Here is a 21,159-nt window from a genome sequence, read left to right on the forward strand (position 1 = left end):
ACACGCCGCCATCGCCGCCTTCGGCAGCTCCTACAGATTCAGCGTTGCAGCCTTAAAGTTGATCTTGCGAGGGCTTCTCAGCCTCAAGCACCTCAGCCGCCTTGTCCTGGCGCGCCTCCTTGCTCCACTGCAGGATGATCATGATCAGCGTTGGCACGCCCAATAGCGCAGTGATCAGGAAGAAGTTGTGATAGCCGTACTTCTCCACCACAACCCCCGAATACCCCCCCAGCAAACGCGGCAGCAGCAACATGATCGAGCTGAGCAGCGCGTATTGTGTCGCCGAGAATTTGAGGTTGGTCAGGCTTGATAGATACGCCACGAACGCTGAGGTCGCCAATCCGGAGCTGAAGTTGTCCAGCGAAATGGTCAGCACCAACATTTTGAGGTTCGGACCCATGTCGGCCAGCATCAGGAATAGCAGGTTGGTGGCCGCCGAGGTCAGGCCGCCGATAAACAGGATCGGCATGATGCCAAAACGTACGATCAACAACCCGCCAAAGCCTGCGCCCAGCAGCGTCATGATCAGACCGAAGATCTTGCTGACACTGGCGATCTGGTCCTTGGTAAAGCCCTGATCGATGTAGAAGACGTTGGCCATGACACCCATGACCGTGTCTGACATGCGGTAAGTCGCGATCAAACCCAGCAACAGAAACGCCTGCCAGCGATAACGCAGGATGAAGTCATTGATTGGCGTCAGCACTGGAGCCAGGCCGCGTCGCCCCATTGAGGACAGGCACGCGATGGTCAGGACGGTGTAAAGGATGGCGCGCAGAAAGGCACGGTCTTCCATCAACAGGTCAGTCCAGCTGGCGTCCTGAAACAGCACGCTGGCGAAGTCCGTGTTGTAGAGCTGGGTGAACATCGCCGGAACCGACACCAGCAGCACAATCAGCACAAATACAGACGCCAGTTGGTGCACGAAACCATACCGAGCGGCCGACAGTTGAGTGCGCAGCGCCACCGGAGGCTCGCGCATGATCAGCGTAGTAATCAAGGCTGGCAGCATCAGCAGGCCGAACAGCACGTAAGTGCCGGTCCATGCCGAGTGTTTGTAGGCGAAACCCGTGGAGCCAAAACCTTCGGCAAAGTACAGCGCGCCTGCGGTGGCGAGCAGCGCCGCAACGCGGTAGCCGGACATGTAACTCGCTGCGAGGGCGGCTTGCTGAGTATCGTTGGCAATTTCCAGGCGATAGGCATCGATGGCGATGTCTTGGGTCGCGGATGAAAAAGCCACGACAACAGCGATGGCGATCAGCCAGGACAAGTGCTGCTGCGGATCGCAGAATCCCATACCGATGAGGCCCAGAATAACCAGGCTTTGGGACAATACGAGCCAGGAGCGACGCCGACCCAACTTGCCTAGCAGTGGCAGGCGCCATTGGTCGAGCAGGGGGGACCACACCCATTTAAAGGCATAGGCCAGCCCGATCAGGCTGGCATAGCCGATGGTTTCTCGAGCGACACCGGCTTCACGCAACCAGACCGACAGAGTAGAAAACACCAACATGTAGGGCATGCCCGCAGCGAATCCGAGCAATAACAGCACTAAAGTCGAAGGGCTGGCATATGCGGCGAGCGCGGCGCGCCAGGTTTTACGGGGCATGGGCTGGAGTCTGCCTCAGGTTACGAAAACAAAGGGCGCACTCTAACCGCTGTGCTCTATCGGACGCCAGCCATGACGCCGGATATCTAACCGATTGTTCTGCACAATGATGCCTTCTGCGCGTAATCGCGCGCGCTGTTCGTCGCCTGACGGTGTGCCGACGGGCAAACTGACCTTGCCGCCAGCGCCTATGACCCGATGCCACGGCAGCGACGTGCCGTCCGGCAACTGGCTCAAGGTCCGTCCGACCCAGCGCGCCGCGCGACCCAGACCCGCCAACTCCGCTAATTGCCCATAACTGACAACTTTCCCTTCCGGCACCTGATTGAGCGTAAGGTACAGCGCCGTACGCCGCGCCTGAGCCGGGTCCATACCGGCAGGATCCGATGAGTCCGGCTGCTTTTTGGTCAACGCGTTGCTCCTGTTTCTAGATAAGCGGGCCTTGGTATTTGAACTACAAGGATTTCCTGCTGTCTGTCTTTTCTGTTCCTGCGGCGGTCTTCGATTGCCTTGACGTCATCCGTTATGGATGATGCCCGATTTTCCGCTAACTGAGCCTCCTTGTTGCTTATGCTGACTAGAACTCTGCTGTTCCTCGCTGCCTCCGTTGCCACTACTCCTTTGCTCGCCGATACCGTCTGGTTGAAGAATGGCGACAAAATCACCGGCACCATCAAGCTTTTCGACGGCGGCAAGCTGGTGATTGACACCGCTTATGGCGGTTCTATTCCGGTTGACTGGAAACAGGTCAAAACGCTTGAGAGCGACCAGAAGTTGATGGTCAAGCAGGACCAGTATCAGGGCGAAATTGCCAAATCGTTGCAAGCGTCTGATGACGGCAAAGTCACGTTGACCAACGGTGACGCGCCTAAAACGGTCGAGTTGGCCAGCATCCAGCAGATTCTGAAACCCAAGCCGGTCATCACCGATCTGGTCTGGAAGGGCAATATCGATGTTGCCATGGACTTCCAGAAGGCCGAGAACGACACCGATGATTACAACGTAGCCTTCAAGACTTCGGCACGGCATGGCCAGTGGCGTCATAACGCCAAAGGCGATTACAACCGCGAGACTCAGGATGATCTGGTCAGTACCGACAACTGGAGTGCCGAGTACTCCATCGACCGCTTCCTGACCGAGAAATTTTTCTGGGATGGCCGGATCAGCTACAAGCGCGACAAGGTTGAAGACCTGAGTCGTCAGCGCGTCGTCGGTACCGGTCCTGGCTATCAGTTCTGGGATGACGAACTGGGTGCATTCAAGTTGGGCGCCTTGCTTAACCGCACTGACTACGAGTTCTCCAACGGCAGCAAGGAAAACTTCTATTCAGTCGCCGGCACCTGGGACTACAACCGCTTCCTGATCGGCAAAAAAGTTGAATTCTTCACCAATGGTGAGCTCGGCAGACCACTGAGCAACGTCGCTGACTACGCGCTGGATGCGGAAGTGGGCCTGCGCTACAAAGTCACTGACTGGGCATCGTTGAACCTCAAGGCAGAGAAGAACGTCATCAGCGGTTCCAGTGATGGCGACCTGGACAAAACCCGCTACACCGCAGGTTTTGGTGTGACCTGGTAAGCGCCTGGCAAGCCTGTTCTAAATATCTCCCGTTGCATCCCTGATTCGGCGGGAGCGTCATTATGTAGTGCGCCAAACATCCCGTGCAGACTGTGTGAAAACGTAGCGAGCGACGGCAAGACAAGGCAAAAACAGGCGAAAAAGCGGAGTCTAGGTGTTCTAAATGAGCATTTTTCGCCTGTTTTTAACGCAGTATTGCCGAGCGCAGTAGTTTTCACACAGTCTGTGTGGGAGCGAATTCATTCGCGAAAGGGCTGGTTCATCCTCAGCCGGTGTGTCGCCTGACATGCAGTCTTCCCGAATAAATTCGGTCCCACAGTCAACGCCAATCTCAGCACGAAACTTCCCCCCAAGAGCTGCAAAAAAGCTGATCGCAATAATTATTAGCTTGTCTTCCAAACCCATCCGCGTGCTCAATCAGCTGGCTATTATTCAGCTTTATTTAGGCAACCGCCGATCATCGGCGCGTTCATTGCGAGGTGTCACTGGATGAGTGTGAAGGCTATCAGGCAGGCGCGAGAGTTGTTGCTGAAGGAATACCGGGGCGTGCTGTCGACGCACTCCAAATCCATGCCGGGTTTCCCGTTTGGCTCTTCTGTTCCGTATTGTCTTGATGATCTCGGGCGACCGCTGATATTGATCAGCCGCATCGCTCAGCACACTCACAATCTGGGCAAGGACGCGAAGTGCTCATTACTGGTGGGCGAGCGCGAAGCTGACGATGTCCAGGCAACTGGGCGCGTGACGGTGATGGCTGAAGCGCAGAAGCTTGTTGATCCAGACGCCGTCGAGTCAGCTTCTCAGCGCTATTACCGTTTTTTTCCCGAATCGAAAAGCTATCACACCGCCCATGATTTCGATTTCTGGGTACTCGTGCCCGTGCGCTATCGCTTCATTGGCGGCTTTGGTGCCATTCACTGGCTCGATCATGTCGAACTGGCAAACCCGTTTGCCGGGTCCGCTGAAGCCGGCATGGTCGAGCACATGAATGCTGATCACGCCAAAGCCATTGCTCACTATGTTCAGCTCACCGGTCTGCCGCAAAATGAGGCTGCGCAGTTGGCAGGTATCGACAGCGAAGGCATGCACCTGCGCATCGGTCAGAGCCTATACTGGCTGGCATTCAATGAACCCTGTAACACACCGAAACAAGTCCGCGAAGCCTTGGTTCAGCTGGCTCACGCGGAAAAATGGCCCACTCGTGATACTCAAGAGGCTTGAATTCACGCTTTGATGACGTCACGTAGGGTCTACTGCAAGGCATTCTTGTGTTGAGGAATTCAATTGATGCGTGTTTTTCTACTGCTGTTCCTTCTTTTTCCGGTACTGGAGCTCTTCGTTCTGGTACGGGTGGGCATGTCGATAGGCTTCTTCCCGACATTCCTGATGGTGGTCGCAACCTCGCTGTTGGGCCTGTTCGTGATTCGCGTGGCCGGTTTTGCAACGGCAATGCGCGCGCGTGAAAGTCTGTCCCGCGGCGAGTTGCCCGCCCAGCAGATGCTCGAAGGTCTGATGATTGCCGTTGGTGGTGGTCTGCTGCTGTTGCCAGGTTTTATCAGCGACATTCTGGGTGTCATCTGCCTGCTGCCGATCACGCGCAAGGTGCTGGTCAATACCATGCGCAAACGTGCTGAAGAGCAGGCGATCCGCCAGCGTGCATTTGCAGAAGACATGCCGGCGAGTAACGATCCGGGGCGTCCGGGTGCGATTCATTCTCCTACGCGCGAACCTGATGTGATCGAAGGCGAGTTCGAGCATCGCGACAAATAATTCCATTCATAGCCCCACCACGCGGCACCTCAGGGTGCCGCGTGCGTTTCATGACGCAGTAACTTTCGACAAAAAAATTCTACGGCTGGCCTTGTAATCACCATGCCCGCCCTTATGTATGGGTCACCGCAAGGTTTCTGGCCTTTTTGCCAGACCGTATTCTGCGGTTCGCTCGTCGAACCGTAACCGGCAACGCCGGATGTTTAACTCGCTGGTGTAATCACCGGCGGTTTAAAAACCATAATCAGGAGATCGACAATGAAGCTTCGTCCTCTGCATGACCGCGTCGTAATCCGTCGCAGCGAAGAAGAATCCAAAACTGCTGGCGGTATCGTTCTGCCAGGTTCGGCTGCTGAAAAGCCTAACCGTGGCGAGATCCTCGCTGTGGGTACCGGCCGCGTGCTGGACAACGGTGAAGTACGTGCGCTGGCCGTGAAAGTGGGTGACAAAGTGGTGTTTGGCCCGTACTCCGGCAGCAACACTGTGAAAGTAGATGGCGAAGACCTGCTGGTGATGAGCGAGAACGAAATTCTCGCGGTCGTCGAAGCCTGAGTCACCCCACTAGTTTCCGTTACTACTCAAAGTATTTAAGGAAGATCGATCATGGCTGCTAAAGAAGTAAAATTCGGCGATTCTGGCCGTAAAAAAATGCTCGCCGGTGTCAACGTCCTGGCTGACGCAGTAAAAGCAACCCTGGGCCCAAAAGGCCGTAACGTTATTATTGAGAAGAGCTTCGGCGCTCCTCTGATCACCAAAGACGGTGTTTCGGTTGCCAAAGAAATCGAACTGAAAGACCGTTTCGAAAACATGGGCGCGCAGCTGGTCAAAGACGTTGCTTCCCGTGCTAACGATGACGCTGGTGACGGTACTACCACTGCAACCGTTCTGGCTCAGGCCATCGTCAACGAAGGCCTGAAAGCCGTCGCTGCCGGCATGAACCCGATGGACCTGAAGCGCGGCATCGACAAGGCGACCATCGCGATCGTTGCCGAGCTGAAGAAGCTGTCCAAGCCTTGCACTGACACCAAGGCCATCGCTCAGGTAGGTACTATCTCCGCGAACTCCGACAATTCCATCGGCGACATCATTGCCGAAGCCATGGAAAAAGTGACCAAAGACGGCGTTATCACCGTTGAAGAAGGCTCGGGCCTGGAAAACGAACTGTCGGTTGTTGAAGGCATGCAGTTCGACCGCGGTTACCTGTCCCCGTACTTCATCAACAAGCCAGACACCATGGTTGCCGAGCTGGACAGCCCGCTGCTCCTGCTGGTCGACAAGAAAATCTCCAACATTCGCGAAATGCTGCCTGTTCTGGAAGCAGTGGCCAAAGCCGGTCGTCCGCTGTTGATCGTTGCTGAAGACGTTGAAGGCGAAGCCCTGGCGACTCTGGTTGTGAACAACATGCGCGGTATCGTCAAAGTTGCAGCCGTCAAGGCTCCAGGTTTCGGCGACCGTCGCAAGGCAATGCTGCAGGACATCGCTGTTCTGACTGGCGGTACCGTTATCTCCGAAGAAATCGGCCTGAGCCTGGAAACCACTACCCTGGAACACCTGGGTAATGCCAAGCGCGTTGTGCTGAACAAAGAAAACACCACCATCATCGACGGTGCTGGCGTTCGCACTGACATCGACGGTCGTATCTCGCAGATCCGTCAGCAGATCGGTGACACCACTTCGGACTACGACAAAGAAAAACTGCAAGAGCGTCTGGCCAAGCTGTCCGGCGGCGTTGCAGTCATCAAAGTCGGCGCTGGTTCCGAAGTTGAAATGAAAGAGAAGAAAGCCCGCGTTGAAGACGCACTGCACGCTACTCGTGCAGCCGTTGAAGAAGGCGTGGTACCTGGCGGTGGCGTAGCGCTGGTTCGCTCGCTGCAGGCAATCTCCGAACTGAAAGGCGACAACGCCGATCAGAACGTCGGTATCGCTCTGCTGCGTCGCGCTGTAGAAGCTCCACTGCGTCAGATCGTTGCCAACTCCGGTGACGAGCCAAGCGTTGTAGTCGACAAGGTCAAGCAGGGTTCGGGTAACTTCGGTTACAACGCTGCTACCGGCGAATACGGCGACATGATTGAAATGGGTATCCTGGACCCGGCTAAAGTGACTCGCTCTGCTCTGCAGGCCGCGTCCTCTATCGCCAGCCTGATGATCACCACCGAAGCCATGATCGCTGACGCTCCGGACGACAAAGCACCAGCTGGCGGCGGCATGCCAGACATGGGCGGCATGGGTGGTATGGGCGGCATGATGTAAGCCAGTTTCACCCCCTAGCTGTACCCCATAAAAGAACCCCGCCTTGTGCGGGGTTTTTTTATGGGCAGGATCTTTGCTTTGCTTTGCTTTGCTTTGCTTTGCTTTGCTTTGCTTTGCTTTGCTTTGCTTTGCTTTGCTTTGCTTCAGCAGACCTCTGCCCCATACAAGTCTCAAGAACAACGCAAAACGAGCGTCGGAAGGCTGAGCGCAGGTGTCGTGGTGTGGGTCGCTCGGCATGGATGCCGAGCGAGCGCCGTTGGGCCAAGGATGGCCCGTCGGCGCGTGCCCACACCACGGCACCGGAGTCGAAGGTACCCCTGCGAAGCAGGGGCCGCACGTCAGCGATAAATGGTTTCCCCCCTTTGCCGAAACAAAGGGGGTCGACCGTCAGGGCGAAACCAGAACTCAGAAGCACAGAGAGTTTTTTTGCTGCCACTCAGTAGCAAAATCACTTCGCTTCACCCTTAACCCTAACTGACACTGGCTCTTGCCCCCTATAGGCCTTAAGCTGCGCCAGCCTATTTCAGATGGAGGGCGTGCACATGCGAATTCTTCTTGTAGAAGACAACCGGGATATCCTGGCCAACCTTGCCGATTATCTGGGCATGAAAGGCTATACCGTCGATTGTGCACAGGATGGCCTCTCCGGATTACATCTGGCGGCAACCGAACATTACGACCTCATCGTGCTCGACATCATGCTGCCCGGCATCGATGGCTACACCCTGTGCAAGCGACTGCGTGAAGACGCCCGCCGTGACACCCCGGTCATCATGCTGACCGCCCGTGATCAACTGGATGATCGCCTGCAAGGCTTCCGCTCCGGTGCTGATGACTACCTGCTCAAACCTTTCGCCCTGTCCGAGCTGGCTGCGCGCATCGAAGCCGTATTGCGTCGTGCTCAGGGCGGGGGGCGACGTACCTTGCAAGTTGCTGAACTGGTCTACGACCTCGATACACTGGAAGTCACTCGTGAAGGGCGTCTGCTCAAGCTCAATCCGGTTGGTCTGAAGCTGCTTGCCGTATTGATGCAGAAAAGCCCCCACGTGTTGCGTCGTGAGGTTCTGGAGGAAGCGCTGTGGGGTGATGACTGCCCCGACAGCGACAGTCTGCGCAGTCACGTTCATCAACTGCGCCAGGTAATCGACAAGCCTTTCGACAAGCCACTGCTGCAAACTGTGCACGGTGTTGGTTACCGCCTGGCCGAGGGCCGGGATGGAGTTTAAACAGAGCCTTGCCCAACGCATCATCATCGCATTCGCGTTGATGAGTGCACTGGTGGCAGGTTCCTTTGCCATGGGCATCGTCGCGACTGTCCATCTGGTAGAAGAGAAACTGATTTCAGCGGGCCTTGGCGGCGACCTGAACCGTTTGCTGCTGCTCGACAGTGTCAGCGACTGGAGTCACCGTCCGGAGCCTGATCAGCTCTTCTATTTCAGCGGCGGCCCTGGCGATTTCGATATACCCAGCGACCTCAGGCATCTTGAGCCTGGCTTTCATGAAGTGTTTCGTGGCCCGCTGTCCTATCACGCCATGATCGAAGTGGTCGACGGTCGACGTTATGCATTGCTTCAAGATCAAAGCGATTTTGAAGAGCGCGAGCGAGTGTTATTCGCCGTCGTGCTGGTGGGTTTCGTGCTTGCCTTGGGGTTGGCGGTATTTCTGGGCTGGGTGCTGGCTCGCCGGGTCATGGCGCCTGTTGTAAGACTGGCCCGGCAAGTGCGTCATCGCGATCAGTTGCTTGGTTTGGCACCTCCATTGGCGCCTGACTATGCCGCTGACGAAGTAGGAGAACTGGCCGTGGCCTTCGATGCCACGCTGGGGCGCCTGCGTCAGGCGTTGACCCGCGAGCGTATGTTCACCAGCGACGTCAGCCATGAACTGCGAACCCCATTGATGGTACTGGCCAGCTCCTGCGAGCTGTTGCTGGACAATCCAGCGCTGGATGCTCGTGCCAGAGCGCAGGTCGAGCGGATTGCCCGGGCGTGTGAGGAAATGCGTGACCTGGTCCAGACTTTCCTCATGCTGGCGCGCACCCAGCGTGAAGACGCCAACATGGTTCCCAGGGTGTCCCTGGAAAGTGTTGCCGAAGACCTGATTGCACTGTGGCGCGGCCCTATTGAAAGCAAGGGACTGCAACTGACTGTGCGCTCAGTTGGCACCAGTCAGCCCTCAGGAACTCTGTACAACTCCACTTTCCTTCATGCTGTCATGGGCAACCTGCTGCGCAATGCCCTGCATTACACCGACCAGGGCTTCATTACGTTGACGTTGCAGCAGGAAGGTTTTCTGGTGGAGGACAGCGGGGTCGGTATCCCTGAAGAAAAGCGCGAGGCCATGTTCGAGCCTTTTGTGAGGGGTAACGAACAGCGTGGTGAGGGGCTTGGATTAGGGCTCTCGCTGGTTCAGCGCATCTGTGAAAACCAGGGGTGGAGCGTCAGCTTGAGCCCGATGGAGCCCAACGGTTGCCGCTTTAGTGTGAAGCTCAAAAAGTAAGTCAGTCTGCGTCCATCAACGATATGCCTCCCCGTTTCAACTCCTGAATAACTCTGACGGTTTTGTGTTCCTTACGCCCTCAGGGGCGCTAAACCTTTGAAGTATCTGGAAACATCTGTGCAGACCTCCGACACTTTTTTCACATGGACATGACCTGACGCTGACAGCGCCCTGACTATCTTGCCGGCATCGACATGAGCAGGTGCCCCCATGAGCAAGCGAATCGAACTTGAGTTTTCACGCAAGTACAACCACGAACATGCCCAACAATATTTGCAAAAGCATAAGGACAATCTGTCGCGCCGCCTGTCTCATTGGCGCGATGAGCAATTGGCGCGTACTGCTTTGCATCGTGCGGGTGATCCGGGGTTAGTGCTTGACCTGCCTTGCGGGGCCGGGCGTTTCTGGCCACTGCTGGCTGAAAAGTCGAACCGGATGATCATTGGTGCAGACAATTCGGCTGACATGCTGAAGACCGCTTGTGCTGCTCAACCAGCAGAAGTGGTGAAAAGGGTACAACCCTTGCACACATCTGCCTTCGACATCGATCTACCCGACAACGCCGTAGACAGCATTTTCTGCATGCGGTTGCTTCACCATGTCGGTCAGGCCGATCATCGCCTCGCTCTGCTAAAGGAGTTTCAGCGTGTTACACGTGACAGTGTGATCATTTCACTCTGGGTCGATGGCAATTTCAAAGCGTGGAAACGCAAGCGCCTCGAGCAAGAGCGGCAAGCGAAGATTGGGCAATATAGTTACCAGAATCGCTTTGTGTTACCGGCCGCTACCGTCGAGGCCGAGTTTGAACAGGCTGGATTCCGTATTCAGGATCGCCTGGATTTTCTACCGATGTACGCCATGTGGCGTGTGTATTTACTGCGTAAGAGGTAAACAAGATGGGCGTACAAGTCGCTATGGAGCCCACAAACTCAAAGGAAGAGCGTTTCGATTCCTTCTGGACTCAGCATGGCGAATGGGTTGAAGAGCCCAACCAGCGTCGGGGCGGTGAGAGCGGTGTGCAACGGATAATTGCCGATGATGGCCAACTGATTTATGTCAAACGGCAGGTTGGGCATACCTATCGCAGTTGGCTGCATCCATTCGGGCGCCCGACGGTGTTGCGCGAGCGTGATGCGATTCAGGGCTTGAGCGGGCTTGATGTGAACGTGCCCAGGCTGATCTTCTGTGGCGCACAGCGAGACAAAAGCCATGAGTGGCGTGCGCTTCTGGTGACTGCGGCCCTGGACGGGTTTGTGGAGATCGAAGACTGGTACGCCGCAGGTGGACGAGAGCACCATGGCGAGGCGTTGCATGATCAACTGCTCCATGAATTGGCAGGTAATCTGGCGCGTATGCATAAGGGCCGCTGGCAGCATAGTTGCCTTTATATAAAACACATATTTGTACGCGTTGTTGGCGAAGGTGATAACGCCAAAGCCGAAGTCGCATTGCTTGATCTTGAGAAGTGCCGCCGCCGTCTGACTGCAGCGGCCGCGGCGCGCCATGACCTCAAGCAGCTACGTCGCCATTCGTCGTTCACTTCAACGGATTGGCAGAAGTTGGTCTATTTTTATCAGGCAGCGTTTGGCAGCGCTATCAAGGGTTTAGACTGATGAAACTAGAACTGGCACGAGGTTTATTTATTCTGGGTGCGCTGGCGGTGACCTCCGCTGCAATGGCCGCCTGGGTACAGCCGGGAACACAGATTTTGAGCGCTCTACATGGCGAAGGGCATTGCCCGCTGCCTCGGATCGCAAAAGCTCCCGACCTGGTGAGTCCAAGTCACGACTTGCTGTTATTGATGTTTGGGTTGGCTCAAGGCTCGGGTAGCGGGCGCTAGCCATTGGCGTTTGCTGCTTCACTGACTGAAGGCCCCTGTGATGGGGCCTCGTTGCATGTGGGCTTTAGATCAAGCTCAGCGCAGACCAGATTGCTTCAAACCAGATGCAGATGGTTGTCCCAAAGTCCGGCAGGCAGATCCAGAGGCTTTGCGAGCAGCTCGTTTTGACGACAGTCGTAAAAACGGCAACGGCCTTGTCCGGAGGTCACCACAAATCCATCCGTTACCGCGCCAACACCGGCGCAGTCGGGCAGGGCAGCGTCGAGGCGGACTGCGCCGCTGTTCAGATCCCAGATGAAAAACCGATTGCCTCGTGGCGCGGTAAGGGCCACCAGACGCAATTCGCTGTGTACAGCAACGCTGGCGGTGTAATGCCCCATCGAAGCCAGTTGCTGTTCGCTTACAGGAAACGCAACAAACGGCTGGCCCGGGCGTTTGATCGCCAGCAGCTCCGAGGACTCCTGGGCGTCTCCCATGAATTGCTGACCCGAGACGATGGTGCCGTCGCTGGCGATACCCAGGTGACGAACACTGTTCATGGATTGCGCCAGGGTTTCCTTGCTTAGTAGCGTGCCGTCGCGCTGCATCAATACCAGGCTTGGCTGCATGGCGTTCAGATTCATTTCGACGCGGCTTTCCGCTTCAGTCCGGATCCCGCCATTGGCCACCACCAATGTTTCGCCATCAGGCATCCAGGACACCTGATGCGGGCCAATACCATGGGTGGAGATTTCCCCTGTATGCACCAGACGCTCGTCCACAAACCGATACACGCCGAGTACACCGCGCCCAGGGTCGGTGGTGTCATTCTCGGTGGTGTAGAGCCATTCGCCGCTGCTGTGGATGACTGCATGGCCGTAGAAATGCCGATCAGGTTGCGAGTGGATCGTCTGTAGCAGACGTCCATCATTCAGGTCGATCAGATAACTTTCAGTGCCCGGTCTACGGGCGACGAATAGCGCCAGATTCAGCGTTGGATGATTGATGATGTCGTGGCAGCGTTGGCCGACCCGGGTTGCGAACACTTGTTGACCATCCAGACGATAACCCACGGCGTAGTGCTGGCCGTCGCCATCATCGCGAGCGGACAGCAGCAGCGGGCTTTTGCCTTTCTGTCGAAACAGCGTCCAGCCGCCCAGGGTGCAGGCACTGAGCAGCAAACTTCCGAGTGCCAAAGCCTGGCGTCGCAACATCATCTTTATCTCCCGGTCAGTCGCCGTCGTTGGCGTTGAAGCCCAGCTGGATGCCCAGAGCCTTGGCCAGTTCGCCTTCATGCAGGCGGTGTACGACATTGAGGCTGTCGTAGAAGGCATTTAACTGCTGACGACCCTCTTCACTGGCCAGCAAGTCGACGAGGGGCGGCTTGAGGTCCGACAGCAGTTTGCGACTGGCAGCGTAAGCAGCGTCGATCTTGTCTGCCAGCGGTTTCTGCTCGGCGGGCAAGAGACCACGCAAACCTTTGTTGTCGACCCCGGCCCATACCGTCTGAGCGCTGGCCAGGCTCGCTTCCAGGCTGCTCAGGGATGACTGGCTACGCCATGCGTCCGCCTGGAATGGTTGTGGCTGACCTTTGCTCTGACGACCCAGCGGTGTGCCGAGCTTTTTCTTCAGCGTGTCCAGTGCGGTGACTTGCACGCGCAGCAACTCGGCGATGGCCTCGTGAGAGTCTGCGTAGCGCTGGTTGGGGAATTTACTCAATTGCGCGAGCATGCCGTCGTTGCTGTTCCAGCGGCTGAGGATCTCTTCGGCGAGGGCTTTCTGGCGCTCACCAATCGCCATCAGCAACGGGCAATAACGGGCTTTTTGCTCGGCGTTGGCCATGTCGATGGCAGCGTCGAACAGGATGTATTCATAAGCGGACAAGCCTTGAACGACCACGCTGGATTTGGCCAACGCATCGGGGGTGATCTGCGGTTGGGCGGTCACCAGTTGTTCCACCTGACGGCCGACCAGATTTTTCTTGTCCGGCCAGAACTGCACCTGCCATGAACGATTGCCCTCGGCCAGTGGCCCGATCAGCAATGGCTGCAGCTCGGCCCAGGCCTTCTGGGCATAGAGGAAGTCAGCGCGGGCAGTGTCCAGATCAGTCTTGCCTTCGCAGAACGCCAAAGCGCTTGTCGCCAACTTGCGATCAGCATCAACCCAGCGGCTGTAGGTCGGCAGGATCACTTGCTTGGCAATCGCTGCCGAAGTGACCGCTTGCGGGTCCGAAGGCGCGCAGGCACCCAAGGCGAGCGCGGCAAGGCTGGTGAAGAGCAACTTGGGACGGAACATGTCCGGCTCCTTATAGTTTTTAAATGAAAGAAGTCATAACGAATTCAGGAACGCCAGCAATGCTGCGCGTTGCTCGGCATCGAACGCCAATACCTGACGCTGCGCGGCCTGAGCTTCACCGCCGTGCCACAGCACCGCTTCGAGCAGATCGCGGGCGCGTCCATCGTGTAAAAACTGAGTGTGGCCGCTGACGGTCTGCGTCAGACCTATGCCCCACAGAGGCGGCGTGCGCCATTCGCGCCCGGTCGCCTGAAATTCGGTGCGATTGTCAGCCAACTCGGCGCCCATGTCATGCAATAACAGGTCGCTGTAAGGACGTATCACCTGATTGGCGAGTTCCGGCTCGGCAGCATCATGGCGTGTCTTGAACTGCGGTGTATGGCATTGCTGGCAGCCAGCCTCGTAAAACAGATTCTTGCCGGCCAATACCTGCGGGTTTTCAATATTACGACGGGCAGGAACTCCCAGGTTGCGACTGTAGAACAGCACCAGCCGCAGGATATTGTCGCTGACCTCGGGCTCGCCATCCGGCCCATTGCCGTTAGGGGCCGCAAGGCAGTCGGTCTGTGTGGGCGTGCAGTCATCGAAATTGCGCAGGCTGGTGGTCAGCCCCATGTCGCCTGAAAACGCGTGCACGTTTTGTTGGTTTAGATTGGGCTGCCCGGCCTTCCAGCCAAAACGGCCCAAGGCGACAGTCTGTTGCTCATCGTCCCACACCCAGTTCGGGCGACCGGAGATGCCGTCGCCGTCTTTGTCATCGGGATCCGCATTGGCCAGAATCGCCGCATCGGGAATCGCCTCCAGCAGCCCCAGGCCAATCATTGGAGGTGCGACACGCACCGAAGCGCGGGTTTCAGGGTGCATCGGGCCGTAGCCCAGATGAGTGATGCTCAAGGTCGGCTTGCGCAGTTCGACCACAGTGCCATCGCGGAACCTGACTGGCATGGGCTCGTACTCGATGCGCACTCGGCCCTCTGGCTCAACACCCGGCACTGCCATGTCCTGCAACTGTCCGCCATAGACAGGTTCGGGCAGCACACCATTCTTCTTGATCAGTTCAGCTTGCGCCGGATCATCCGGGATCGACAGGCGCACCAGCATCGAAACGGCATTGACATCATCCTGCTCGGGAGGATGACCGCGACCGTCCTTGACGTGGCAGTTCTGGCACGCATTAGTGTTGAACAATGGCCCCAGACCGTCGCGGGCCGTTGTGGTGGAAGGTGCAATCACCCAAGGGCTGCGGAAGAAGCTGTTACCCACGCTGAAGTCCAGACGCCGCACCGGAGACAGATTCGCCGACGGCATCGAAAACGCATTCACGTCCCGCTTGTTCACCGTCGCCTTGCCACCCGCCAGCGCCTCGCCCGGCTCAGCCTGGGTGAAACGCGGGGCGTCATCGCATGCGCCCATCGTCAGAGCACTGAGCAACACAACAAAGGGACGCAACCGCGTAGCCATAACCATCCTGCAACAAGCCCGAAATCAGGGCGTGCAAGCTTAACAGCCTCGTCGTTTTTGAATAAGAGGGATTATCGTTTGCCTTGGTGGGTGCAATGTGTTGTTACGAAATCGTTGGTCATGCAGCTTTATCCAGTTTGGTTCCGAAGCTATTTTCTTCCCGAAAATATTCAGAAGGACTTTTCCCGGCCCTTAGACTTTACGCATTGCTTTGCTCTGTTCGAGCAATTTATCGCTGGGCTGCTCTTTTCTCCGATTGAGGCTTGGTCCGGGCGGAAATTATCGAAAATTATTCAGACTTTCATCTGGTTTGAACGTCGCGGAAGGGGCAACAATGGCTTTCAGGACTGAGTGCCTGAGGTGCCTTGGCCGGTAAAGATATCGCTTTCAGGATTTAGGACTTTGTCCAGAAAACTTTGGGCATCCGTATTACCTTCAGCCGTGTTGGTTTTGTAGTTGAAGTCCTGGTCTATCCAGTCCTGAAGCCTGGTTTCATAGTCGCTGGGGTATTGCGACTGCTCAATGGCGGGCAGCCCTTTGTAGTGATCAAGAACCGAGGTGTAAAAATCAGTCAGCTTGCCTGTCGCGCTGTACTCCGCGCTTCCTTGGGCCACGACTTGCTGGCGCCATACTCGCTCCTGACGGTAAGACTCCAGCCAGGCTGATTTTTTTTCGTTGACGGTGAAATCACTACTTTCGTCATAGGCGATGACAGAAAGCTGTTCTTGTGACATGCCGGCGAACGGGTTTTTTCCGCTGCCATTGAGGAATTGGGTCGCGCTTTTTGCGCGCTCCAGACGATCTGGATCGTCGCTGTCAGGAGTTTCCGCATTGTGCCGCGCTTTATTGGCGTCGTAGCTGCTGCCAACCAGTTGCTCTGTCAGTTGTCCGGCTTTCTCACCCAGTTCTTTGCGGCTGAGACTTTTGTCTCTGGCTTCTGCACGAGCAGAGGCTTCACTCAACTGGCGCGCCAGTGAGGACAGTGAGCTCGTATCGTTTGTAGTTCCGACCGTGCTCGCCAGCGAGTCGGTCGCCGTTGAGGGCACTGACAGGGTTTGGCTGACTTGAGTGCCGGACACCTTGATGTTCTGGTTCGAGGGAGTACTGGTATTGATTGAGCTGACCAAATCTGATCTCCATATCTTGAAAAATCCAGGTTCACCTCTGTCTATCGGCCACTCATCCGGGAGCTGAAACGACTAACGTTGATCAGGCGGTGACCGGTCGTGCGTCGCACGGTCGGTTTCCGGAACTGCACAAATTTTTCCCCGGCAACGGGCGCCGCCATCAGGATGAGGCAGCCACGCTAAATGCGGCCGCCAGCGGCAAAAGAGACGATAAGCAATGTTAAACATCGGCCTGGCGAACCGCCATGATAACGGTGCAGCCCATGCACCCAGGCCCGCTGCTCGCCAGCTCCAGAGCGTAGCGTCAAGGCCAGTGACCCATGTTCCGTCGTCAAACCTGGCGTGCAACGACGAATCCATTTGCGCAAGCGTGAATTCCACAGAGTCGGTATCAAAAGCTTCATCACTGATATCGACAAAACGAAGCCGATCCGGTGCAGCACGCGAACGCAGAATTTTGATTTCTCGAGCGCAGAGTGGGCATTCACCGTCAAAATAGAGCGTCAGTGGCCACTTTGTTGTCTCGTACATTGATGGGGGGCCCTGTATCGGTTTTCCACACAGTATTCCCAAACCTCCAGGCCGACAATGGGCACTTCAGTATCCCGCTCCAGCTTCAGAGATAATTAACAGCCAAAAAAAATGCCAGTCAGCAAAGCCAACTGGCATTTCATTCACCCGTTTCAAGCGTTCAGAAACAAACGCTCAGAGCTCGTTGATCAGAACTCGTGATCGGCGTTGTCCGGGTTCAGGTCGGTGATGCCGAGCTTGCCAGCGGCTTGCTCGATGGCACCGGTCTGCTTGACCAGGGCGGCGATGGCGTCGCGAACGATCTGGTTGCCTTCGGTGTTGCCCGCAGCGATCAACTGGTCGAAGTGCTGACCTTTGTTGGCTTGATCGACGAGGACTTGCAGTTTTGCCTGAGTGGCGTCCAGGTCGGCGCGCAGGGTCGCGTCGGCGGCTGGATCGGCTTTGGCTACCAGGGAAGACAGGCTTGGACCGCTGACCTTGGTGCCGTCTGTACGGGTGTATTCGCCCAGGTAAACGTTGCGGATGCCTTTACCGTTGTAGAAGTGCGAGTTGTGGGTGTTGTCGCTGAAGCAGTCGTGCTCGTCTTCGCTGGAGTTGGCTTCCAGCGCAACTTTCATGCGCTCGCCAGCCAGTTCGCCAAGGGACAGGCTGCCCATGCCGAAGAGCATTTTACGCAGGCCGCTTTCGCCGCTTTCGGCTTCCAGGCTGGCGCGATAGTTGTCGGCAACGCCCGGCTTCCAGTTATTGACCATTTCTTCCAGATCGCTGACCAGCAGGTCAGTCACTGCGGTCAGGTAAGCGCGACGACGATCGTTATGACCGCCGGTACCGCCTGCGCCTTCGATGTAATCAGAGGCTGGACGCTCGCCAGCGCCCGCTTCGTTACCGTGCAGGTCCTGGCCCCACAGCAGGAATTCGATGGCGTGGTAGCCGGTTGCAACGTTGGCTTCGGAGCCGCCCAGCTCGTTCAGGCTGGCCAGTTTCTCAGGCGTGATTTCTTTCACGTCGACCTTGTCTTCGCCGACCTGAACTTCGGTGTTGGCGATGATGTTGGCGGTTGCACCCGGGTTGCCCAGCGCGTGTTGGTAGTCCTTGGCGACGTAGTCGATCAGGCCCTCATCCAGGGGCCAGGCGTTAACCTGACCTTCCCAGTCGTCGATGATCGTGTTGCCGAAGCGGAATACTTCGGTCTGCATGTACGGCACACGAGCGGCAACCCAGGCGTCGCGCGCAGCCTTGAGGGTCTTGTCGTTCGGGGTGGCGAGGAAGTCCTTGATCGCAGTCTGCAGCGTTTTGGCACTCGATTCAGCATCGCTGAACGCGGCGTAAACCATGTTGCTGTAGTTGGCGACTACGGCCTTGGCAGCGGCGTCACTGGATTGTGCAGCAGCCGGTGCCGAAGCAGTCGCCTCAGGCGCTGGTGCAGCAGCAGGCGCTGGTGCCGGCGCGGAAGCGGTGGCTGGTGCTGCAGCTTTTTTCTCATCGCCACAGCCGGCGAGAGAAATAGCGATGGCCAGCAGACTAGCGGTTGCCAATGGCATACGAATCATGACGGAATCCTGCGTCTAGAGGGTTCAAGGCGCCAGGCGCCCAAAAAAAGCTGCAACATAATGCGAAAGATTTGCATTCGGTGTAAAGGCCTATTGCCTTTGAGGAAAGATGAGTTGGGGTAGGGTTGTAACAAAGAGTGTCAGTTTCAAGGTTGACTCATCGAGGTTCGTTGACATTGCTTCTTGGTAAGGGCGGCTACTTCGCGCTCCGTGGGAGCTAAGCCCTGTATCCCTGACACCGCGCTGTCGCTAAGCAAACGGATGACCCTGTAGGAGCCAACTTGTTGGCGAGACGTCGGACCCGCATCGTCAGAAATTCCGCTTCGCCAACAAGTTAGCTCCTACAAGGTCCGCGTTTCAAATCCATTATTGGAGTGATGTTTGATAGGAGCAGAGCTTGCTCGCGATGCAGGCAATGCGGTGCGCGAGATAAATCAGATTGTTCTTGTCGCGGGCAAGCCCGGCTCCCACAGATGGCGATACTCTGCAGCCTTATGAAACTTCCACATTGATGCGTTGTGCCTGTCTCAAATAAGCCAGCAACTCCCGAGCCGGTAGCGGCTTGCTGTACAGGTAGCCCTGACCTTCATGGCAGCCTTCGGAAATGATGTAGGCCTCCTGCTCGGTGGTCTCCACGCCCTCGGCGATCACCTGCATACCCAGACTTTTCCCCAGCTGGATAATGGCGCGCACGATGGTTGCGTCGTCATCATCATCGATCAGGTCTTGCACGAAGCTTTTGTCGATCTTGATCTTGTCCAGCGGCAGACTCTTGAGATAACTCAGGGACGAATAGCCGGTCCCGAAGTCATCAATAGCGATCAGCGCACCGGAGCGGCGCAGGCTGAGCAGATGCTGCGCGGCGGTGGTGATGTCTTCCATCAAGCCGGTTTCGGTGACTTCCAGTTCCAGGCTGCGTGGCGGCAGGCGGTAGATCTGCATCAGGTTGTTGACCACCCGTGGCAGTTCGGTGTGGTGCAACTGGACGGTCGAAAGGTTGACCGCCATGCGCAAGTCAGTGAATCCCTGATCGTGCCATTCGCGCAATTGGCGGCAAGCCTGGTCAAGCACCCATTCACCAATCGTAATGATGGAGCCGTTCTGTTCTGCCAGCGGAATGAATTGGTCTGGCGGCACCAGGCCGTGTTCCGGGTGCTGCCAACGGATCAGGGCCTCGACGCCCACCACGCGATTCTCGCGATAGCTGATCTGCGGCTGATAGACCAGAAACAGCTGGTTGCGGGGCAGGGCGTCGCGCAGGTCTTTTTCCAGCTCCCGGCGGCGACGCATTTCGCAGTCGACGCTGGCGATATAAAACTGATATCGGTTGCGCGAGCGCGACTTGGCCAGCGTCATGGTCTGTTCGGCTTTCTGCAGCAGCTTTTCAGTGCTGTCACCGTCTTCCGGGAAGAGCGTGATGCCGATGGTGGCGCGCAGACGAATTTCCTGGTCACCGAGGGCAAACGGCGCTTCCAGATCATCAAGGATGTTCTGTGCCAGCTCTGCGGCTTCATAAGGCTGCTCAATATCAGCCTGCACCATGGCGAACTGGTCGCCGCCCAGCCGCGCCAGCGCGCCAAGCCGACCGCTGTGGCCCCGCAACCGGTCTGCCAGCGCCAGCAACAATTGGTCGCCAGTCTGGTAGCTGAATTGTTCGTTGATGCTCTTGAAGTCATCCAGCCCGACGCACAACACAGCAACCCGGCGTTGAAGACGTCCGGCATCCACCAGAATCTTGTCCAGTTGCTGTTGCAGTTGCTGGCGGTTGGGCAGGCCGGTGAGGAAGTCATACTGAGCCATGCGCAGCAGGCTGATTTCAGCTTCGTGGCGCAAGTGCGTATTGCGTTCGATGGAAGCCAGCAACTGGTTGGCCGTATTGACCCAAATGCCCAGTTCGTTTTTCTCGTGGCCCTTGAGCAGCGGAAGCTGGTGTTCGCTTGGGCGATCGGGGTTGATGTTAGTCAGGTGTTCGATGATGCGCGACAGCGGCTTGGTCAGCAGCCAGTGATAGACCAGATACAACACCAGGCCCATCGCCAATGCGCGTAGCACCCCGGAGATGAAAATAATCACGGCATTGATGATGAAACCTTCGCCATAGGTGGCTGTGTCCATCGTGATGCGCAGGTCGCCGTAGTACTCGCTGTAAGGGCTGCGGCCGACCAGTTGAGTAGTGAAGCTGCGCTCCTTGCCAAGAATCAGGTCGGTCAGCCAGCGCGTTGAAGTGGCTTTCAGGGGGCGCTCTTTTTCAGCGAGCAAGGTTTCATTCGGATGGCCAATGGATGCCAGCCGCACCGCATTGTCCTGAAACAGACCTTCAATGACCTGCATGCCCATTTCCCGGTCCAGGCTGTATACGGCCTGAGTCGACGGGTCACGGAACATGTCCAGGATCCTTTCTGCATCGCTCGCTACGGCCTGGCGAGTCTTGTACGCGTCGTAGACGATCTGCGCACAACTCAACACAACGCCTACGACCAGTGCCGAGAGCAGCACCACGCGCAGAAGCTTTACTGACAGGCTGTTTTTGAGTTCCAGCTTCAAATGGCTATTCCTTAATCCGTGCCGGGTGCGTCAAGCCTTTGCAACCGTCAAAAAACAGTGGAACCAGAGCGAGATCGCTAAACGGCGATTCCTCTCCTCTTCACCTGCTCTCTTGCTCCATCCCGACCT

19 protein-coding genes are annotated in these 21,159 nt (G+C 56.8%); 10 read left to right on the forward strand and 9 right to left on the reverse strand.

Annotated features, from left to right (window positions below):
- Positions 1-52 precede the first annotated feature (52 nt).
- Entirely contained in the window at positions 53-1,609 is a 1,557-nt protein-coding gene (locus tag K3169_RS05860) for an AmpG family muropeptide MFS transporter (RefSeq protein ID WP_263270569.1), read from the reverse strand.
- 42 nt (positions 1,610-1,651) lie between these two features.
- Positions 1,652-1,981 carry an MGMT family protein gene (locus K3169_RS05865; protein WP_122708340.1) on the reverse strand — a complete coding sequence of 110 codons (330 nt, stop codon included), beginning with the start codon at positions 1,979-1,981 and terminating at the stop codon, positions 1,652-1,654.
- Between the two features lie 198 nt (positions 1,982-2,179).
- On the opposite strand from K3169_RS05865, the gene K3169_RS05870 reads away from it, so the two are divergent.
- The 10 genes from K3169_RS05870 to K3169_RS05915 all read left to right on the forward strand — a co-directional run bounded on the left by K3169_RS05870 (position 2,180) and on the right by K3169_RS05915 (position 11,543).
- Positions 2,180-3,187 carry a DUF481 domain-containing protein gene (locus K3169_RS05870; protein WP_099270912.1) on the forward strand — a complete coding sequence of 336 codons (1,008 nt, stop codon included), beginning with the start codon at positions 2,180-2,182 and terminating at the stop codon, positions 3,185-3,187.
- Positions 3,188-3,676: 489 nt separating this feature from the next.
- Positions 3,677-4,408: a HugZ family protein gene (locus K3169_RS05875; protein ID WP_231666314.1), complete on the forward strand. Its 732-nt coding sequence runs from the start codon at positions 3,677-3,679 to the stop codon at positions 4,406-4,408.
- A gap of 66 nt (positions 4,409-4,474) precedes the next feature.
- Positions 4,475-4,957, forward strand: a complete 483-nt coding sequence (locus K3169_RS05880) for an FxsA family protein (RefSeq protein WP_099270911.1) — start codon at positions 4,475-4,477, stop codon at positions 4,955-4,957.
- Positions 4,958-5,215: 258 nt separating this feature from the next.
- Positions 5,216-5,509, forward strand: coding sequence for a co-chaperone GroES (locus K3169_RS05885; RefSeq protein ID WP_020292988.1), 294 nt, complete (start codon positions 5,216-5,218; stop codon positions 5,507-5,509).
- 51 nt (positions 5,510-5,560) lie between these two features.
- Entirely contained in the window at positions 5,561-7,207 is a 1,647-nt protein-coding gene (gene groL / locus K3169_RS05890; protein ID WP_027900278.1) for a chaperonin GroEL, read from the forward strand.
- Positions 7,208-7,749: 542 nt separating this feature from the next.
- On the forward strand, positions 7,750-8,433 hold the full coding sequence (gene colR / locus K3169_RS05895) for a two-component system response regulator ColR (protein WP_027900279.1): 684 nt from the start codon (positions 7,750-7,752) through the stop codon (positions 8,431-8,433).
- Positions 8,423-9,703, forward strand: a complete 1,281-nt coding sequence (locus K3169_RS05900; protein ID WP_099270910.1) for a sensor histidine kinase — start codon at positions 8,423-8,425, stop codon at positions 9,701-9,703. The genes colR and K3169_RS05900 overlap by 11 nt, the downstream gene beginning before the upstream one ends.
- 210 nt (positions 9,704-9,913) lie before the next feature.
- On the forward strand, positions 9,914-10,594 hold the full coding sequence (locus K3169_RS05905) for a class I SAM-dependent methyltransferase (protein ID WP_263270576.1): 681 nt from the start codon (positions 9,914-9,916) through the stop codon (positions 10,592-10,594).
- Positions 10,595-10,599: 5 nt separating this feature from the next.
- The gene (locus tag K3169_RS05910) at positions 10,600-11,316 is read left to right on the forward strand and encodes a lipopolysaccharide kinase InaA family protein (RefSeq protein WP_263270578.1); all 717 of its coding nucleotides are present in this window, start codon (positions 10,600-10,602) and stop codon (positions 11,314-11,316) included.
- On the forward strand, positions 11,316-11,543 hold the full coding sequence (locus K3169_RS05915) for a hypothetical protein (protein ID WP_099270907.1): 228 nt from the start codon (positions 11,316-11,318) through the stop codon (positions 11,541-11,543). Before K3169_RS05910 ends, K3169_RS05915 begins: the two co-directional genes overlap by 1 nt.
- A gap of 95 nt (positions 11,544-11,638) precedes the next feature.
- Here the strand turns inward: K3169_RS05915 and K3169_RS05920 are convergent, their stop codons facing one another.
- The 7 genes from K3169_RS05920 to K3169_RS05950 form a co-directional block, all read right to left on the reverse strand.
- The gene (locus tag K3169_RS05920) at positions 11,639-12,736 is read right to left on the reverse strand and encodes a DUF1513 domain-containing protein (RefSeq protein ID WP_263272232.1); all 1,098 of its coding nucleotides are present in this window, start codon (positions 12,734-12,736) and stop codon (positions 11,639-11,641) included.
- A gap of 16 nt (positions 12,737-12,752) precedes the next feature.
- Positions 12,753-13,817: an imelysin family protein gene (locus tag K3169_RS05925; RefSeq protein WP_263270580.1), complete on the reverse strand. Its 1,065-nt coding sequence runs from the start codon at positions 13,815-13,817 to the stop codon at positions 12,753-12,755.
- Between the two features lie 33 nt (positions 13,818-13,850).
- A complete protein-coding gene (locus K3169_RS05930) occupies positions 13,851-15,278 on the reverse strand; it encodes a di-heme oxidoredictase family protein (protein ID WP_263270582.1) in 1,428 nt (475 codons plus the stop codon).
- A 341-nt stretch (positions 15,279-15,619) separates the two neighbouring features.
- Complete coding sequence (locus tag K3169_RS05935; RefSeq protein WP_263270584.1) at positions 15,620-16,405, reverse strand: hypothetical protein; 786 nt, start codon at positions 16,403-16,405, stop codon at positions 15,620-15,622.
- A gap of 72 nt (positions 16,406-16,477) precedes the next feature.
- On the reverse strand, positions 16,478-16,936 hold the full coding sequence (locus K3169_RS05940; RefSeq protein WP_263270585.1) for a thiol-disulfide oxidoreductase DCC family protein: 459 nt from the start codon (positions 16,934-16,936) through the stop codon (positions 16,478-16,480).
- 188 nt (positions 16,937-17,124) lie between these two features.
- Positions 17,125-18,486, reverse strand: a complete 1,362-nt coding sequence (locus K3169_RS05945) for an imelysin family protein (RefSeq protein WP_027900291.1) — start codon at positions 18,484-18,486, stop codon at positions 17,125-17,127.
- Between the two features lie 492 nt (positions 18,487-18,978).
- Positions 18,979-21,030 (reverse strand): putative bifunctional diguanylate cyclase/phosphodiesterase, encoded by a 2,052-nt coding sequence (locus K3169_RS05950; RefSeq protein ID WP_255877998.1) that lies wholly within the window; start codon positions 21,028-21,030, stop codon positions 18,979-18,981.
- Positions 21,031-21,159 lie beyond the last annotated feature (129 nt).

The sequence above is a fragment of the Pseudomonas phytophila genome (genome assembly GCF_025643095.1).
GTDB classification, from domain to species: domain Bacteria; phylum Pseudomonadota; class Gammaproteobacteria; order Pseudomonadales; family Pseudomonadaceae; genus Aquipseudomonas; species Aquipseudomonas quasicaspiana.

Bases quoted from the DNA above. Each gene is read 5' to 3' on its own strand.
- K3169_RS05920 (WP_263272232.1), bottom strand. From the start codon at position 12,736: ATGTTGCGACGCCAGGCTTTGGCACTCGGAAGTTTGCTGCTCAGTGCC.
- K3169_RS05905 (WP_263270576.1), top strand. From the start codon at position 9,914: ATGAGCAAGCGAATCGAACTTGAGTTTTCACGCAAGTACAACCACGAA.
- K3169_RS05900 (WP_099270910.1), top strand. From the start codon at position 8,423: ATGGAGTTTAAACAGAGCCTTGCCCAACGCATCATCATCGCATTCGCG.
- K3169_RS05875 (WP_231666314.1), top strand. From the start codon at position 3,677: ATGAGTGTGAAGGCTATCAGGCAGGCGCGAGAGTTGTTGCTGAAGGAA.
- K3169_RS05865 (WP_122708340.1), bottom strand. From the start codon at position 1,981: ATGGACCCGGCTCAGGCGCGGCGTACGGCGCTGTACCTTACGCTCAAT.
- K3169_RS05915 (WP_099270907.1), top strand. From the start codon at position 11,316: ATGAAACTAGAACTGGCACGAGGTTTATTTATTCTGGGTGCGCTGGCG.
- K3169_RS05940 (WP_263270585.1), bottom strand. From the start codon at position 16,936: ATGTACGAGACAACAAAGTGGCCACTGACGCTCTATTTTGACGGTGAA.
- colR (WP_027900279.1), top strand. From the start codon at position 7,750: ATGCGAATTCTTCTTGTAGAAGACAACCGGGATATCCTGGCCAACCTT.
- K3169_RS05885 (WP_020292988.1), top strand. From the start codon at position 5,216: ATGAAGCTTCGTCCTCTGCATGACCGCGTCGTAATCCGTCGCAGCGAA.
- K3169_RS05860 (WP_263270569.1), bottom strand. From the start codon at position 1,609: ATGCCCCGTAAAACCTGGCGCGCCGCGCTCGCCGCATATGCCAGCCCT.
- K3169_RS05945 (WP_027900291.1), bottom strand. From the start codon at position 18,486: ATGATTCGTATGCCATTGGCAACCGCTAGTCTGCTGGCCATCGCTATT.
- K3169_RS05930 (WP_263270582.1), bottom strand. From the start codon at position 15,278: ATGGCTACGCGGTTGCGTCCCTTTGTTGTGTTGCTCAGTGCTCTGACG.
- K3169_RS05925 (WP_263270580.1), bottom strand. From the start codon at position 13,817: ATGTTCCGTCCCAAGTTGCTCTTCACCAGCCTTGCCGCGCTCGCCTTG.
- K3169_RS05880 (WP_099270911.1), top strand. From the start codon at position 4,475: ATGCGTGTTTTTCTACTGCTGTTCCTTCTTTTTCCGGTACTGGAGCTC.
- K3169_RS05870 (WP_099270912.1), top strand. From the start codon at position 2,180: ATGCTGACTAGAACTCTGCTGTTCCTCGCTGCCTCCGTTGCCACTACT.
- groL (WP_027900278.1), top strand. From the start codon at position 5,561: ATGGCTGCTAAAGAAGTAAAATTCGGCGATTCTGGCCGTAAAAAAATG.
- K3169_RS05910 (WP_263270578.1), top strand. From the start codon at position 10,600: ATGGGCGTACAAGTCGCTATGGAGCCCACAAACTCAAAGGAAGAGCGT.